12 protein-coding genes and 1 pseudogene are annotated in these 15,110 nt (G+C 68.1%); 8 read left to right on the top strand and 5 right to left on the bottom strand.

The annotated features are described in order from the left end of the window. Positions 1 to 4 precede the first annotated feature (4 nt). Together SSKA14_RS11525 and SSKA14_RS11530 are read right to left on the bottom strand one after the other, a co-directional pair. Positions 5 to 658 carry a response regulator transcription factor gene (locus SSKA14_RS11525; RefSeq protein WP_008265742.1) on the bottom strand — a complete coding sequence of 218 codons (654 nt, stop codon included), beginning with the start codon at positions 656 to 658 and terminating at the stop codon, positions 5 to 7. Then, a complete protein-coding gene (locus SSKA14_RS11530; protein ID WP_040007529.1) occupies positions 651 to 3,680 on the bottom strand; it encodes a sensor histidine kinase in 3,030 nt (1,009 codons plus the stop codon). The genes SSKA14_RS11525 and SSKA14_RS11530 overlap by 8 nt, the downstream gene beginning before the upstream one ends. Positions 3,681 to 3,776: 96 nt before the next feature. Between SSKA14_RS11530 and SSKA14_RS11535 the strand changes: the two genes are divergently transcribed. From SSKA14_RS11535 to SSKA14_RS11565, 7 genes and pseudogenes are all read left to right on the top strand, one after another. Beyond that, entirely contained in the window at positions 3,777 to 4,109 is a 333-nt protein-coding gene (locus SSKA14_RS11535; RefSeq protein WP_008265910.1) for a hypothetical protein, read from the top strand. 77 nt (positions 4,110 to 4,186) lie between these two features. Further along, positions 4,187 to 4,603: an AraC family transcriptional regulator gene (locus SSKA14_RS11540; RefSeq protein WP_008265551.1), complete on the top strand. Its 417-nt coding sequence runs from the start codon at positions 4,187 to 4,189 to the stop codon at positions 4,601 to 4,603. Beyond that, positions 4,600 to 5,255 (top strand): annotated as a pseudogene (locus tag SSKA14_RS11545) (hydrolase). The gene SSKA14_RS11540 and the pseudogene SSKA14_RS11545 overlap by 4 nt, the downstream one beginning before the upstream one ends. Positions 5,256 to 5,257: 2 nt before the next feature. Further along, a complete protein-coding gene (locus SSKA14_RS11550) occupies positions 5,258 to 5,683 on the top strand; it encodes a DoxX family protein (RefSeq protein WP_008265694.1) in 426 nt (141 codons plus the stop codon). Positions 5,684 to 5,802: 119 nt separating this feature from the next. Further along, positions 5,803 to 7,650 carry an amidohydrolase gene (locus tag SSKA14_RS11555; protein WP_198283629.1) on the top strand — a complete coding sequence of 616 codons (1,848 nt, stop codon included), beginning with the start codon at positions 5,803 to 5,805 and terminating at the stop codon, positions 7,648 to 7,650. Beyond that, entirely contained in the window at positions 7,629 to 8,912 is a 1,284-nt protein-coding gene (locus SSKA14_RS11560; protein ID WP_040007536.1) for an alginate export family protein, read from the top strand. Before SSKA14_RS11555 ends, SSKA14_RS11560 begins: the two co-directional genes overlap by 22 nt. After that, positions 8,906 to 10,555: an MFS transporter gene (locus SSKA14_RS11565; protein WP_008268486.1), complete on the top strand. Its 1,650-nt coding sequence runs from the start codon at positions 8,906 to 8,908 to the stop codon at positions 10,553 to 10,555. Before SSKA14_RS11560 ends, SSKA14_RS11565 begins: the two co-directional genes overlap by 7 nt. Positions 10,556 to 10,677: 122 nt before the next feature. Here SSKA14_RS11565 and SSKA14_RS11570 read toward each other — a convergent pair whose 3' ends face one another. Next, the gene (locus SSKA14_RS11570) at positions 10,678 to 11,502 is read right to left on the bottom strand and encodes an alpha/beta hydrolase (RefSeq protein ID WP_008265236.1); all 825 of its coding nucleotides are present in this window, start codon (positions 11,500 to 11,502) and stop codon (positions 10,678 to 10,680) included. A gap of 186 nt (positions 11,503 to 11,688) precedes the next feature. Here SSKA14_RS11570 and SSKA14_RS11575 point away from each other — a divergent pair, with 186 nt between their 5' ends. After that, the gene (locus SSKA14_RS11575) at positions 11,689 to 12,075 is read left to right on the top strand and encodes a hypothetical protein (RefSeq protein WP_008266136.1); all 387 of its coding nucleotides are present in this window, start codon (positions 11,689 to 11,691) and stop codon (positions 12,073 to 12,075) included. A gap of 66 nt (positions 12,076 to 12,141) precedes the next feature. On the opposite strand, the gene SSKA14_RS11580 is transcribed toward SSKA14_RS11575, so the two are convergent. Both SSKA14_RS11580 and SSKA14_RS11585 read right to left on the bottom strand, forming a co-directional pair. Beyond that, positions 12,142 to 12,855: a DUF2968 domain-containing protein gene (locus SSKA14_RS11580; protein ID WP_040007538.1), complete on the bottom strand. Its 714-nt coding sequence runs from the start codon at positions 12,853 to 12,855 to the stop codon at positions 12,142 to 12,144. A 99-nt stretch (positions 12,856 to 12,954) separates the two neighbouring features. Continuing rightward, positions 12,955 to 15,108 (bottom strand): TadG family pilus assembly protein, encoded by a 2,154-nt coding sequence (locus tag SSKA14_RS11585; protein ID WP_008264740.1) that lies wholly within the window; start codon positions 15,106 to 15,108, stop codon positions 12,955 to 12,957. Positions 15,109 to 15,110 lie beyond the last annotated feature (2 nt).

Genomic DNA, 15,110 nt, shown 5'->3' on the forward strand with positions numbered 1-15,110 from the left:
TGCGTCAATCGTGGCCGCTGTCGTCCAGGCTGATGATGCCGCGCCGCAGCGCCTGAGTGACCGCATGCGTGCGATCGCCGACGCCGAGCTTGTCCATCAGGCTCTTCATGTGGGCCTTCACCGTCTGCTCGGAGATCTGCATGCGCTCGCCGATGCGCTTGTTCGATAGACCGCTGGCGACGTGCCGCAGGACCTCGGTCTCGCGTGGCGACAGGCGGTCTTCCACCACGTGCGCGGCGATGCTGGCAGCCACCGCTGGTGGGATCGGTGCGCGCCGGCCACCGGCCACCATGCGGATGGTGTCGACCAGTTCATGGCGCAGCATGTCCTTCAGCAGGTAGGCACTGGCACCGGCCTGCAGTGCGCGAACTGCACGCACGTCGCCGCGGTAGGTGGTCAGCACGATGATCCGCGCGCGCGGGTCGAGCGCGCGGATCCGCACGATCGCTTCAACGCCATCCAGGCGTGGCATCTGCAGATCCATCAGCACCACGTCCGGGTGCAACCGCTGGTAGCACGCGATGGCCTCTTCGCCGTCGGCGGCTTCGCCAAGCAGCTGCAGGTCGGCCTGCGCGCCCAGCAGCGCCGCCAGGCCGTCGCGCAGCAGGGGGTGGTCATCGACCACCAGGACGCGGATCGGGGCAGGGATTTCAGTCATGCTTCGGTGTGCTCCAGGGCCAGCGCCAACGCGATGGAAGTCGGTGATACAGGCGCCGCGCGGGGACCGCCAGCGCAATTTCGGTACCCAGTCCGGGGCGCGTCCACAGCTGCAGCTCGGCACCCAGCCGCTGCGCCCGCTCGCGCATGCCCTGCAGGCCCCAGTGGCCGTGGCCGGCGTTCTCGTCGGCGATACCCACGCCATCATCGCGCACGTGCAGCAGGAAGCAACGCGTGCCGTAGGACAGCTCCACCTCGATGGCACTGGCGTCGGCGTGACGCAGCGCATTGCGGATCGCCTCGCGCCCGATCAGGAAGACCTCTTCAGCGGCGTCGGCCTGAAGCAGTGGCACTGCCCCCTCCACGGTCAGGCGCAACGGGTTGGTGCCCTGGCCGGCGTACTCGGCGTGCACATCGGCCAGCGCCGATGCAAGGTCGCGCCCGGCGAACGGACCGTCGCGCAATGCGTTGACCCGTTCGCGGCCTTCGGCCAGGTTGCGTTCGGCCAGCTGCATTGCCGACTCCAGCTGACTGCGCACCGGCTCCGGAGTCTGCGCGGATTGGCTGATCGCATGCAGGTGCAGGATCAGCCCCTGGCTGCCCTGCAGCAGGGTGTCATGCAGGTCGCGGGCGATGCGTTCGCGTTCACCGTGGCGCTCCTGCAGACGGGCACGGAACAGCGCCGCCAGCTGGCCACTGCGGATGCGTACGGCCATCATCAGCAGCGCCAGTATCGCCGCCGCGCACAACAGCTTGAACCACACCGTCTGCATGAACGTAGGCGCGATGCGGAAGCTGCGGCTGGCCGGGGTGGTGCTCCAGATACCGTCTTCGTTGGCAGCTTCCACTTCGAAGCGATAGCTGCCCGGTTCCAGGTTGGTGTAGTACGCACGTGTACTACTGCCGGCGTCCTGCCAGCCGTCGTCGACGCCGGACAGGCGGTAGCGGTAGCGGTTGCGCTCGGGGCGTGCCAGCGACAGCGCCACGTAGTCGATCTGCAGCTGGCTGGTGCCCGCGGGCAGGCGCAGGCCGTCGCGTAGGGGCTGGTGTGCGCTGCCGTACAGCACCTCGCCGATGCGCACGCTGGGCGCCATCATGTTGACATGCGATCGCGTGGTATCCAGCCAGGCCAGGCCCTGGTTGGTGGCCAGCCACAGCAGTCCGTCGTCGGCCAGGGTGGCGGTGGCGATCGGCCCGCTCTGCAGGGCAATGCCCGGCATGCCGTCCACCGCATCGAACAGGCGCGGCGTCACCTGCATGCCGGTGCGCAGGGCGCGGCGCAGCTGGCTGCTCTGCAGCCGCACCAGGCCCCGGCTGCCATTGAGCCACAGATGCCCGCGTGCGTCGGCGACCATGCCGGTGATGCCTTCGAGCACACCGGCCATGTCAGTGCGGACGGGCACGAATGGGCCATTTCCCACGCGCGCGGCAAGGCCTGCTTCGCCGGCCACCAGCAGCAGATCCTGATGCTGCAGCAGCGCAGTCACCGGCCCCACGGCAAGACCCTGGGTGGCATCGAAGGTGTCGATGCCCGTGCTGCCCATGCGGCGCAGCCTGCCGTCGGCATAGCCGAGCAGCAGCTGGCCGTCGCGGTCCAATGCGAGCGACGAACAGGCCTGCTCGGGCAAGCGCGCTTCGCGCCGCCATTGGCCATGCTGGTAATGCAGCACGCCGTGTTCGCCGCTGCAGACCCAGGCCTGCGCTTCGTCGGCGAACAGCAGGGCATGCAGCGGTTGCCCGGTGAACGGTGCCGGCAGTGGAATCAGGGTGGTGTGGCCGGCCACCGTGCGTGCCAGGTTGACCCAGTCGAACTGCCAGACCGGCGTGGGCGCCTGGCGAGCGGCCGCCTGCAGCTGCGCGGTGCTGCCGTCCAGCAACGACCGGCGCAGATCGTACAGTTTGAGGTCTTCGCCATAGCCATACACGCGTCCATCGCTGGCCCGCACCAGTGAGCGGTAGGGGTCGCTGGGGCCGGCGGTGAGCGCATGCACGCTGCGCGCGCGGAAGCGGTTGAGGCCGAGATTGGTGCCGACCCAGAGGTTGCCCTCGCGATCGACGATGATCGGCACGGCCGAGGTGGCGGTCAGCCCGTGCGGTGAATCGAAGCGCTCCATGCGCACGGCATGGTCGCCCTGGAAGGTGACCCGCGCCACACCGCCATGTGGGCTCATCGTGGCCCACAGCGCACCATCGGCGGTGAACTGCAGGCGCGCGGCGACCAGATCCGGCAATCGCCGAGCTTCGCGCTCATGCTCGGCTATCAGGCCCTGAGCGTTGGCCAGCGGCGAGGTGCCGCGCACGCGGTCGGCCAGCCACACTTCGCCCTGCGGGCTTTCCGCCAGTGACGCCATCTGCGATACGGCGATGCCGGTGTCCTTGAACACGGCATCGCCTGACGCGCGCATCCAGACCTTCAGGTCGGCCAGTACCCAGAAGGTGCCGCGGCTGTCATGCAGCACCCATTGCACGCGATGCTCCGGCACGCCGCTCCCGCTCGGCAGCGGTTGCCAGCGCTGGCCGTCGAACCAGCGCAGGCCACCATTGATGGCCGCCCACAGGCGACCGTCGCGGCCTTGGCTGAACTGCGGAACCACGCCGACCGGAACGCCCTGGCTGCGGCCGTAGTTGTGCAGCTGGCCGCGCGCGAGCTGGCTGATGCCGGCCTGGAAGTAGCCGATCCAGAGTGCGCCATCGCTGCCGTGCGCCAGCGTGACCATGTTGGAGGAGGGAAAGGCGCTGCCGACAGGTGCCGGCTGGCGTTCAAAGCGGCGGCCATCGAAGCGGTAGAGGCCCGAGCCGGTGGCCAGCCACAACAGGCCATCGCGGTCCTGGCTGATGTCCCAGATATCGCCGGGCGCGCCCTGGCCAACCCGCCAGGCGGTGTGCTCGTAGCCGGGCAGGCCGCTGCTCAGCAAAGGGCGCTGCACGGCGAACGCCTGCAGGGAGATCAACAACAGCAGGCACGCCAGCAGCGCTGGCAGGCGCTGCTGGAACGGGAAGGGGTGGCCACGCATGGCGGGCATTCTGTCAGGTACGGGGCAGGCCAGGGTGACCCGAACGGGGTAGGCGCGTGGCGCGGCGCTCGGCTATCACCCCGGCATGTTCCGTGGAGCCCGGCCATGCAGCGCCTGTTTGTGATGTTTCCCGACCGTGCACCGGGCATCGGCCTGCTGTGGCTGCGGCTGTGCGTGGCCGCTGCGCTGTGCATGCCGGCGTCGCACGCCGGTGAGTGGTCGATACCCGGCCTGCTGGTAGCCGCGATGCTGGTGCTGGGCGCGCTGACCCCGCTGGCGGCGGTGTTGGCAACGCTGGGCCTGTACCTGCTGGCCCAGCCCTGGGCACTGGTGCCACTGCCGCTGGCGCTGTTGCTACTTGGGCCCGGCGCGTACTCGCTGGATGCCCGTCTGTTCGGCCGCCGCCTGCTGGGGCGGCGGCCTCCCCCATTCGGGTAGGTGCGGGCTTCGTCCGACGGGGGTAGGGCTTCCGGCGCGTGGCACCGACCATGGGCCACCCCTCTGCGGCGTCCCCCATGGCCACCGTCTTCCTGCCTGCTTCGCCCGCCGCATCGCTGGCCCCGCACCAGGCGGCGGCGTTGCAGCGCGCCCTGCGCTATGTCGATGAACACCTGTCGCAGCCGCTGCGGGTGACCGAGCTGGCCGAGGCTGCCTGTGTCAGTCGCTTCCACCTGGTGCGCCTGTTTCGTAGCGGCACGGGCGCCAGCCCGCTGCGCTACGTGCGCCGCCGTCGCATCCAGCGCGCCTGCCAGCTGTTGCCGGCCGCGAAGCTGCCGATGTCATCCCTGGCGCAGCAGCTGGGCTTCTTCGACCAGAGCCATTTCGTCCGCAGCTTCCGCGCCGAGACCGGCTGCAGCCCAGGCCAGTACCTGGCCGGCGATGCGGCCCTGTTGCTTCCCCCAGAACGTGCTTCCAACGGAGTCCATCCATGAGTCCTGCCACCGCTGTTGCCGCCCCGTCCCTGCTGTCGCCCACCGATCACGCGCTGGTGCTGATCGACTTCCAGTCGCAGATGGCATTTGCCACCCATACCATCGACATCTCTGCGCTGCGCAACAACGTGTCGCTGATCAGCAAGGGCGCCAAGGGCTTCAGCGTACCGGTGCTGCTGACCACGGTGGCCGAAACGTCGTTCTCCGGCCCGATGTTCCCGGAACTGCCGGAGATCTTCCCGGGCCAGCCGGTGTTCGACCGGACCTCGATGAACACCTGGGAGGATCAGGCGGTGATCGCGGAGATCAATCGCATCGGCAAGCGCCGCCTGGTGCTTGCCGGCCTGTGGACCAGCGTCTGCATCGTCGGTCCGGCGCTGTCGGCGCTGGCGCAGGGGTTCGAGGTGCACGTGATCACCGACGCCTGTGGCGACGTCAGCGAAGAGGCCCACGAACGCGCGATTACCCGCATGGTGCAGGCTGCGCAGTGCCGATGACCAGCGTGCAGTACCTGCTTGAACTGCAGCGCGACTGGGCACGGGGTGAAACCTATGGCCTGACCACCGGCATTGCCCGTGACCATGCCGGTGGCTACGGCATCGGCATCCAGTACGCCAAGAGCATGTTTGGCGCGCAGGAAGGCGGGCACTGAGCATGCTGGCTGGGCATGGCCTCGACCTGGCCCTGCTGATGCTGCGCGTGGCAGCCGGGGGGTTCCTGCTGCCACATGCGCTGGGCAAGCTGTTCGGCTGGTTCGGCGGCCCCGGGCTGGTCGGCTTTGCTACCGAGTTGCGCGGCTTCGGACTGCCAGCGGCGGCGCCACTGCCGCTGCTGCTGGCCCTGTTGCAGGTGCTGTGCGGACTGGCCGTGCTGCTGGGCTGGCAGGTCCGCATCGCCGCACTGGTCGCCGCAGCGTTCATCGGCTTCACCGTACTCCTGGCCCTGCCCAAGGGTTGGTTCTGGATGCGCGGTGGCAGCGAGTACCCGTTGATGTGGACCACGGTACTGCTGGCCGTCGCGCTGGCCGGGCCCGGCGCCTGGGCGCTGGACGGCCAACATCTGTCGGGAGACCACGCATGAGTCACGAACCACTCGATCACGGCCGCCGCAACGTGGTGCTGGCCAGCGGCGCCGCTGTTGCGCTGGGTCTGGCCGGCCGTGCCGGTGCCGCATTCGATTCCACTTCCAAGGAGCGTCGCATGAGCACGCTGGTCATCCGCAATGCCCGCATCACCACCCTCGACCCACAGCAGCCGCATGCACAGGCGCTCGCCGTGCAGGAGGGGCGCATCGTTGCCGTCGGCAGTGACGAGCAGATCATGCGCGACTGGGGCAACGAAGCGACCCTGATCGATGCGCAGGGCCGGCGCCTGTTGCCCGGCCTCAACGACAGCCACACGCACCTGATCCGCGGCGGCCTGAACTACAACCTGGAACTGCGCTGGGATGGCCTGCGTTCGCTGGCCGACGCGATGGCGATGCTGAAGGTACAGGTTGATCGCACTCCGGCGCCGCAATGGGTACGCGTGGTCGGTGGCTTCACCGCCGCGCAGTTCAACGAGAAGCGCCTGCCGACGCTGCAGGAGCTCAACGACATCGCGCCGGATACGCCGGTGTTCCTGCTGCACCTGTACGACCGCGCGCTGCTCAACCGCGCTGCGCTGCGGGCCTGTGGCTACACGAAAGACACGCCGGACCCGCCGGGTGGGCAGATCGTGCGTGACGCGCTCGGCAACCCGACCGGACTGCTGCTGGCCAAGCCCAACGCGCTGATCCTGTATGCAACGCTGGCCAAGGGGCCCCGGCTGCCGATCGAGTACCAGGCCAATTCCACCCGCCACTTCATGCGCGAGTTGAACCGGCTGGGCATCACCTCGGTGATCGACGCCGGCGGCGGCTTCCAGAATTACCCCGAGGACTACCAGGTCATCGAACAGCTGCACCGCGATGACCAGCTGACAGTGCGCATCGCCTACAACCTGTTCACCCAGAACAAGGGCAAGGAAGTGGATGACTTCCGCGGCTGGAGCGAGATGCTGCAGCCTCGCCAGGGCGACGACCTGCTGCGCCACAACGGGGCCGGCGAGATGCTGGTGTTCTCCGCTGCCGACTTCGAGCTGTTCAACGAGCCACGCCCGGAGCTGCCGCCGGAGCTGGAACCGGAATTGCACGATGTGGTGAAGCTGCTGGTGGAGAAGCGCTGGCCGTTCCGCATCCACGCCACCTACGACGAAAGCATCACCCGCATCCTGGACGTGTACGAGCAGGTCAACCGTGAGGTGCCGTTCGATGGCCTGCACTGGTTCATCGACCATGCCGAGACCATCACTCCGCGCAACATCGAGCGCATCCGCGCGCTGGGAGGCGGCATTGCCGTGCAGCACCGCATGGCCTATCAGGGCGAAGCCTTCGTCGAGCGCTATGGCGTGCAGGCGGCGCGGCACACGCCGCCGGTGAAGCGGATGCTGGCCGAAGGCGTGCCGGTGGGTGCCGGTACCGATGCCACCCGTGTGGCCAGCTACAACCCATGGGTGGCGCTGTCCTGGCTGGTGACCGGGCGCACCGTGGGCGGCCTGGCTCTGTACGGCGATGAAAACCTGCTGGAGCGCGAACAGGCGCTGCGCCTGTGGACCCAGGGCAGCGCCTGGTTCTCCGGCGACGAAGCGGTGAAGGGCACGCTTAAGGCTGGCCAGCTGGCCGACTTCATCCTGCTGTCGGCTGATTTCTTCCGCGTCGATGACGCGCGGATCGCCGACATCACCAGCGTGCTGACCGTGGTCGGTGGCCGCATCGTGCACGCCGACGGTGACTACGCCGGCCTGGCCCCGCAGCTGCCGCCGGCGATGCCCAACTGGTCGCCGGTCAACCGGTTCGGTGGCTACCACGTGGGTGGCGCCGCGACCGGCCTGGCCGCTGCCCACCGCCATCACCATGGTGCGGCCTGCACCACGCATGGCGCCCATGGTCATGCCGCGCAGCACGCGGCACCGACCGACGACCTGACCGCGTTCTGGGGCGCGATGGGATGCTCGTGCTTCGCGTTCTGAGCCTGGCGCTGCTGGCCATGCCGGCGCTGGCGCAGGCCTGCGACGGCGGTCTCTGCAGCGATGCGGGCGACGGCCAACTGCAATGGGATGCGTCGCTGCGCGTGCGTGGCCTGTACTACGATCCGACCCGCTTCGGCATCGGCGGCGCAGAAGATGGCTACGGCCTGCTGCGTGCGCTGGCCTCGGCCACCTATGTGGAAGACACCTGGCAGGCGAAGCTGCAGCTGGGTGTGCATGCCGAAAGTGGCAAGGCCGGCGGCCCCGGCCGTACCGACCGCAGCGCGCTGGACGTGCAGCAGGCGTACTGGCGCTGGCAGCGCGGTGGCCTTCATCTTCAACTGGGGCGGCAGGAGGCCGGCTACGGCAGCTCGCGGCTGCTGTCGGTACGCGATGGGCCAAACATCCGCCTCGCCTTCGACGGAGCACGTGCGGGCTGGAAGGGCCGCCGCGGCACGCTGGACCTGATGGTGCTGCGGCCGGTGGAGAACCGACCGGGCGCGCTCGATGATCGCGGCGAACACGGTGCCCACCTGTGGGCTGCGTACGCCACGACGGCACGCGGTCAGGCGACGGGCCAGTGGGACCTGTACCTGCTGGACTACCGCCGCGAAGGCGCGCGCTTCGCCGCAGGTAGCGGTATCGAGCGGCGGCAGAGCCTGGGCGCGCGCTGGTTCGGCCAGGCCGGTGCACTGGACTGGAACAACGAGTTGGTGGTGCAGGGCGGTGAACTGCGTACCGCCACGGGTGACCTCGACATCCGCGCCTGGACGCTGGCCACCGATACGGGTTGGCGCTGGCCGGACCTGCCGCTGCAGCCACGGCTGGGCCTGAAGGCCGACATCGCCAGCGGCGACGGCAATCTGCGCGATGGCCGACTGGGAACGTTCAATGCCTTGTTCCCGAAGTCGGCCTACTTCAGCGAGGCCAGCCTGCTGGCGCCGGCCAACCTGATGGATATCCAGCCTACGCTGAGCCTGCGCCTGCACGACGCGGTGACGACGGAGCTGGGCGTACAGATGGCCTGGAAGCATCGGCGCGCCGATGCGGTCTACACCACGCCGGCACCGCTGCTGGCGCTGCCAGGCACTGCCGGTGGCGCACGCCGCATCGGCAACCAGTACAAATCCGAAACCCGCTGGCAGGCCAGCGAACACTGGCAATGGCAGCTGCAGCTGGCCTGGGTCGATGCCGGTCCTGCACTGAAGCAGGCCGGGGGCCGGGACACGCTCTTCGCCTCGATCGTTGGAGCATGGCAATGGTGAACGCAACCGCGTCACAACCTTCCGCACAGGCCACAGGTGCCTGGTCGCCGTTGAAGATCCGGATGTTCCGTTCGATCTGGCTGGCGATCCTGGCCAGCAACATCGGCACCTGGGTCAACGACGTGGCCGCCGCCTGGGTGATGGCCGAGCGCACCGGTTCACCGTTGATGGTGGCACTGGTGCAGTCGGCAACCACAGTGCCGATCGTGCTGCTGGCACTGGCCGCCGGCACGCTGGCCGACATCGTCGACCGGCGCAGGTACCTGCTGGCCACCCAGGGCTGGATGCTGCTGGTGGCCGCGGTGATGGCGGCGCTGACCGCCATGGACATGCTGACCCCGCAGCTGCTGGTGCTGCTGACCTTCTGCATGGGGTGTGGCGCGGCGATGGCGATGCCGGCGCAGGCGGCGATCGTGTCCGAGCTGGTGCCGCAGCCGATGCTGGCCTCGGCGGTGGCGCTGAACTCGATCGGCATCAACATCGCGCGCTCGATCGGCCCGGCCATCGGCGGCGTGATCGTGGCGCAGCTTGGTGCGGTCTGGGCCTTTGGCTTCAACGCCATCACCTTCGCCGCGATGCTGTTCGTGGTGTGGGGCTGGAAGCGCGACCCGAAGCAGTCCAGCCTGCCGCCGGAAGGCTTCGGTGCCGGCCTGAAGGCAGGCCTGCGCTACGCCAGCCGCGCCGGGCGGCTGCAGGCGGTCCTGATCAAGTCGGTCGGCTTCTTCTTCTTCGCTGCGGCGATGAACGCGTTGCTGCCCGTGGTGGTGCGCGGGCAGATGCAGGGTGGGGCGGGGCAGTACGGCATGCTGCTGGGCTGCATTGGTATCGGTGCGGTCGGCGGCGCGCTGCTGCTGCCGAAGCTGCGCGCACAGATGGACCGCGACCTGCTGGTGCTGCTGGCCACGCTGTCGCTGGCGTTGAGCCTGGTCGGGCTGGCGCTGACCCGCAGCTGGTACGTGCTTCCCGTGGTGATGCTGGTCAATGGCTTTGCCTGGATCACCGTGCTCTCTTCGCTGCAGATCGCCGCGCAGACGGCGGTACCGGCGTGGGTACGTGCGCGCGCGCTGGCGCTGTACATCATGGTGTTCTCTGCCGGCATGGCCGCTGGCGGCCTGAGCTGGGGCGCGCTGGCGCAGCGCACCTCGCCGGAGCTGGCCCTGCTGGTGGCTGCCGCCGGTGCGGTGATCGGCGGACTGCTGGTCTGGCGCGTGCGCATCGCCGGTACCGAAGACCTGAACCTGCGTCCGGCCGGGCACTGGCCGGCGCCGGAACTCTCAGTACCGGTATCCAATGATCGCGGCCCGGTGCTGGTGACCATCGAATACCGGATCGACGATGCCGATCGCAGTGCATTCCAGGCGCAGATGCGCGCGCTGGGAACGATCCGTCGCCGTGATGGCGCCGTGGTCTGGGGCGTGGTTGAGGATGTGGCGACGCCGGGCATCCACCTGGAGTATTTCGTGACCCCGTCGTGGCTGGAGCATCTGCGCCAGCACGAACGCATCACCGCTGATGACAAGGCGATCCAGGAAGTGCTGCGCGGACTGCATCGCGGCGAACGGGCACCGGTGGTACGTCACTTCGTGGGCGGCCATGACCCGCTGCCCAAGGCCGGCGTTCCGCACCACCACAGTGACATCTGACCTGCTCTGGTAGAGCCGGCCGCTGGCCGGCTGCATGTGCTTTGGATCAGGATGGAAAAGTTGCCGGCCAGCGGCCGGCACTGCCGCAGAAGCGGCGGCGCTTCAGGCGCCGCCGCCACACATCACTTGCGTGCGAACGCCAGCAGGTCGGCGTTGAACGCGTCGGCGTGGGTGACCGTCAGGCCGTGCGGTGCACCGGCATACACCTTCAGTTCGGCGTCGCTGATGATCTGTGAGGACAGCTTGGCCGAAGCATCGAACGGTACGATCTGGTCATCATCGCCATGCACGACCAGCGCAGGCACGTCGATCTTCTTCAGGTCACCGGTGTAGTCCACTTCCGAGAATTCGTGGATGCAGTCGTACTGGCCCTTGACGCCACCGAGCATGCCCTGCAGCCAGAACGAATCACGCATGCCCTGGGTGACGCTGTTGCCATCGCGGTTGGCGCCGAAGAACGGCGTGGCCAGGTCCTTGAAGAACTGCGAGCGGTCGTCGCCGGTGCCCTTGCGGATGCCGTCGAACACCTCCAGCGGAGTGCCGGCCGGGTTGCCGGCGGTCTTCAGCATCAACGGCGGCACGGCGCCGACCAGTACCACCTTGGCGACGCGCTTGCTGCCGTGGCGGCCGATGTAATGGGCCACTTCGCCGCCGCCGGTGGAATGGCCGACCAGAATTGCGTCCTTCAGGTCCAGCGTGTCGATCACCGCGGCCAGATCGTCGGCGTAGGTATCCATGTTGTTGCCGTCCCAGGTCTGGCTGGAGCGGCCGTGGCTGCGACGGTCATGGGCAATCACGCGATAGCCGTTCTGCCCCATGAACAGCATCTGCGGGTCCCAGGCATCGGAGGACAGCGGCCAGCCATGGGCGAACACGATCGGCTGGCCACTGCCCCAGTCCTTGTAGAAAATGCGGGCGCCATCGGCGACGGTGACGTGATTGCTCATTGCAGGTTCCTTGGCGGAAGGGAGGGAAGGCACCTGCAGGCGTGCCGGTGCCTCCCGCAGTACAGCGCAACAGGTGTCGAATGCCTTGCACGCCTGTGCTGGATTGCCGGGGCTGTGACGTGTATCGCTCTGGCAGCGAGCGGATGGCCCGCTGACGATGGCGGCAGTCCCGCCGAGGAACCTGCGATGCCGAAAGTGCAATGCTGCCCGTTGTTGTGTCTGCTGCTGGCGGGCGCCGTTCACGCGCAGACCCAGGTCTACAAGTGCGTGGAGGGATCCCATCCGGTCTATCAGCAGACGCCGTGCCAGGGGCGTGCGGAATGGCGCTGGGAGATTCCGGCGGAACAGTCCTTGCCACGTGGCCCGGCGCCTGCCACGTCCACTGCAGCGCCGGCCCGGCGGCGGGCGTCACGCTCCGGGCGCGCGCGGGCTGCGCTGATCCCGATCAGCGCCGATCCCGCCGCCTGTGAGCGTGCACGGCAGCAACGCGGGAAGGCGCTGGCCAGGGCCAGGCGACTGGACTTCGTACAGCGCCGACAGCTGGATGACGCGGTGCACGACGCGTGTCGCTGATCTCAGTGCTGGAAACGACAACGGCGCCCAAGGGCGCCGTTGTGCGGAGACGCTGGACGCGCGGGCTCAGCGACCGTCGCTGGCCGCCGCCGGTGCCGGCGAGGGCACGCTGTCCGGCTTGGGCAGGCTCAGCTCCGGGTTGCCCTGTTCGGCCTGCAGGATCTGGATGCGGCGCTGCAGTGCGTCCAGCTGGCTGTTGGTGCTCTGCACGTCGGTGCTCAGGCTGACCGCCTGCTGCTGGGCCTGCTGCAGGGCCGCGCTGACCTGGGCCGACTGCGCCTGCTGCTGTTCCATTTCCTGCTGCAGGGTGCGCAGGCGCTCCTCGTTGTAGGCCACCAGGCGCTCGGTGTAGCGCTTGCCGGCTTCCAGCCGGGTGGTGTCGATATAGACCTGCGCCAGCTGTTCGGACTGCTGGGCAAACGTGCGGTAGACGCGCTCGGCGTTGTCCACGGCATCGGTCTTGATCACCCGCCAGAAGTTCTTTTCCTGGAACAGGGCGACGTAATACGTCAGGGTGTTGGCGTTGAACAGCAGGCTGGCACCGTAGTTGCCGTTGTAGGTGGTACGCAGCTCGGTCAGCTGGCGCGAATCCATCAGCTGCTTGAGTTCGTCCACGGTGTTGCGCACCACCGGTGCGGTGCGCGCGGCCGGCTCTGCGGCGGCTTCGCGGTCGCCACGGGCGGCCATCGCCGCCGGTGCCACCAGCATCATGGCCACGGCCAGCATTGCCGCGCCGCGCGCCTGACGGGCGAAGACCGCGCCCCCTGAAGTTTCTCGCATGTCTAGACCATCCACGGATGAGTGTGGGTTGAGATGAAGGTGGTTCCCCGCCGGGAGTCTAGCATGGGCGCGGGCGCCGCCAAGGGCGCCCGTCACGGGTCAATAGACCAGCTGCGCGGCGCTGCACTGGATCGATTGCACGTTGACATCGGTCCGGCCCAGTTCCAGACCCAGCACGCTGGCCAGCAGGTTGGTCAGCAGGGTGCCGACGCTGTTGAGGACCGGGCGCAGCGCGGCCAGGATAGGCTTCAGCAGCGTGCACAGCAGGCCGCTGCAGCTGACGCTGCCATCGGGGTTGGTGACGCCGGTTCCACCGGCACCATCGAGGAAGCCGGCCGGCGCGGTCTGGATGTACGACGCCAGGTTGTTGCGCACGCAGCCGTTGTAGTCGATCAGATTGCCGAGCAGGCTGTCGCAGCGGTTGATCAGCAGGCCGCCGACCAGTGAGCCGAGCAGCCCGTCGAGCACGCCCAGGCCCTGGCCGGTGACGGTGACCTTGAACGCATCCCAGACCGGCCCGTCCTTGTGGCAGGTGACCAGGTTCAGCAGGCCGCAGGCGTAGGGCAGGCCGCCGGGCACATTCCAGCTGTTCAGCGGCGCCAGCTGCCGGCTGGGGTCGCCATCGCGCAGCAGCGGAATCAGCTTGTTGACGTCATAGCGCGTGTTGGGCGGGAACGTGGCCTGCAGGTAGCGGTCGGCCAGCGCCTTGGCGGTGTCGTTCGCGCTCATGCCCTGCTTGGGTGAGCTGAGCATGCCAGACAGGACCCGCAGCAACTCGTTGACCAGATCGGAAACGGCATTGCCCAGTGCCAGCGGATTGATCTGGGTGGAGCCGCTTTCGCCGGCAGCCAGGGTCAGGTTCTGCGAACTGGTCAACGCGGGCAGGGTGATCTTGTCGTTGATCAAGGGCTGGCCCAGCAGTGTCAGCAGCTGTTCCTTCTGCAGGGTGTTGTCACAGACATTGTTCTTGGAGAACCGCTGTGCGGGATCGACGTTGCCGACGCAGGCGCGCAGCACCGAGGAATCGACCTGGATGGTGGCCTGGGGCGAGGTGCCGCCGCATTGGATGCCGGTCAGCGTTCCCATTGCGTTGGCGACATCGACGTGTACGGGCAGATGCAGGCGCGTACCCAGCAGCTGCAGCAGTGGGCCAAGCGCAAACAGGTTGTTGCTGTCGACATCGGCCATCAGGCGGACCTGCGCGTTGTAGGCGCGCGACCCTACGCCACCGATGGCGATCGACGGCGGTTCGACCACACCGGCCTGCACGTTGATGCCCAGCAGGTTCAGGCCGCCGATCGCGATGCCGTTGCCTTCATTGGCGATGGAAATGGCAGTGCTGATCAGGTTGAGGACGCTGATCTTCGATTCCAGCGCGCTGCCGGCGGTACCGTCTGGAGAGATGACCTCGGCGAACAGGCCACCGCCGCCGGATTCACTGCCCAGTGCGATGTTGAGCTTGGTGATGTCCAGCCGGGTGGCGACCAGGTCCGACAGGGCACGCAGCTGCACGCCGACGGTGGTATCGCGGCCGACCACCGTGGCGGTGGCGTCGACCAGCTGCGCCAGCGAAATCTTGTTGACCGCCAGCAGGCGGTTGAAGTCGGCCACACTGAGGTTGGCGCTGACTGGAATGTTGAGCGCCTTCAGCAGGCCGGAGGGTGTGACGTTGGCCTGCGCCAGGCCGTCATAGGAAAGCACGGTGGCGTTGGTGACATCCAGGCCGATCAGGCGCAGGGTCGACATCAGCAGCGAATCGCCGCGGGTCCGCAGCAGCTGCGAGCCGACGGCGAACACCGCAGTGGGCTCGGAACGGCGCGCCACCGCCTGCACGCTGACCGTCGGCAAGCTAGTGTTCTGCCCGAAGAAAGGCAACACACTGCGCTGCGCGATGACCTGCACGGCGTTGCGGGGGTTGGCCGCATCCACGGTGGCCTGGAAGCGGTTGGTCGTGTCGCGTGTCGCGCTCCAGTTCCCGCACCTGATCTGCAGGCTGCCGGCAAACCGGTTCTGGGTCAGCGCACTCTGCCGCGCCGCACTGTTATCGCTGTTGTCCGACGTGCACAGTTCCAGGCGTTGGGCGCCGGCCAGTGCCGCCAGGTCTGCGACTTTCTGCGCATCGCGCTTGGCCCAGAACAGGTAGCCGATCTCGACCAGCCCGAGCATGGCCAGCAGCGCCAGCATGACCAGCATCATGGTGACCGACATGCCGCCGCGGGGGCGGTTGAAGCTGAACTGGCGTGGGCGTTTCATGG

Source organism: Stenotrophomonas sp. SKA14 (assembly GCF_000158575.1).
Classification (GTDB): domain Bacteria; phylum Pseudomonadota; class Gammaproteobacteria; order Xanthomonadales; family Xanthomonadaceae; genus Stenotrophomonas; species Stenotrophomonas forensis.

Bases quoted from the DNA above. Each gene is read 5' to 3' on its own strand.
- SSKA14_RS11525 (WP_008265742.1), bottom strand. From the start codon at position 658: ATGACTGAAATCCCTGCCCCGATCCGCGTCCTGGTGGTCGATGACCAC.
- SSKA14_RS11530 (WP_040007529.1), bottom strand. From the start codon at position 3,680: ATGCCCGCCATGCGTGGCCACCCCTTCCCGTTCCAGCAGCGCCTGCCA.
- SSKA14_RS11535 (WP_008265910.1), top strand. From the start codon at position 3,777: ATGCAGCGCCTGTTTGTGATGTTTCCCGACCGTGCACCGGGCATCGGC.
- SSKA14_RS11540 (WP_008265551.1), top strand. From the start codon at position 4,187: ATGGCCACCGTCTTCCTGCCTGCTTCGCCCGCCGCATCGCTGGCCCCG.
- SSKA14_RS11550 (WP_008265694.1), top strand. From the start codon at position 5,258: ATGCTGGCTGGGCATGGCCTCGACCTGGCCCTGCTGATGCTGCGCGTG.
- SSKA14_RS11555 (WP_198283629.1), top strand. From the start codon at position 5,803: ATGAGCACGCTGGTCATCCGCAATGCCCGCATCACCACCCTCGACCCA.
- SSKA14_RS11560 (WP_040007536.1), top strand. From the start codon at position 7,629: ATGCTCGTGCTTCGCGTTCTGAGCCTGGCGCTGCTGGCCATGCCGGCG.
- SSKA14_RS11565 (WP_008268486.1), top strand. From the start codon at position 8,906: ATGGTGAACGCAACCGCGTCACAACCTTCCGCACAGGCCACAGGTGCC.
- SSKA14_RS11570 (WP_008265236.1), bottom strand. From the start codon at position 11,502: ATGAGCAATCACGTCACCGTCGCCGATGGCGCCCGCATTTTCTACAAG.
- SSKA14_RS11575 (WP_008266136.1), top strand. From the start codon at position 11,689: ATGCCGAAAGTGCAATGCTGCCCGTTGTTGTGTCTGCTGCTGGCGGGC.
- SSKA14_RS11580 (WP_040007538.1), bottom strand. From the start codon at position 12,855: ATGCGAGAAACTTCAGGGGGCGCGGTCTTCGCCCGTCAGGCGCGCGGC.
- SSKA14_RS11585 (WP_008264740.1), bottom strand. From the start codon at position 15,108: ATGAAACGCCCACGCCAGTTCAGCTTCAACCGCCCCCGCGGCGGCATG.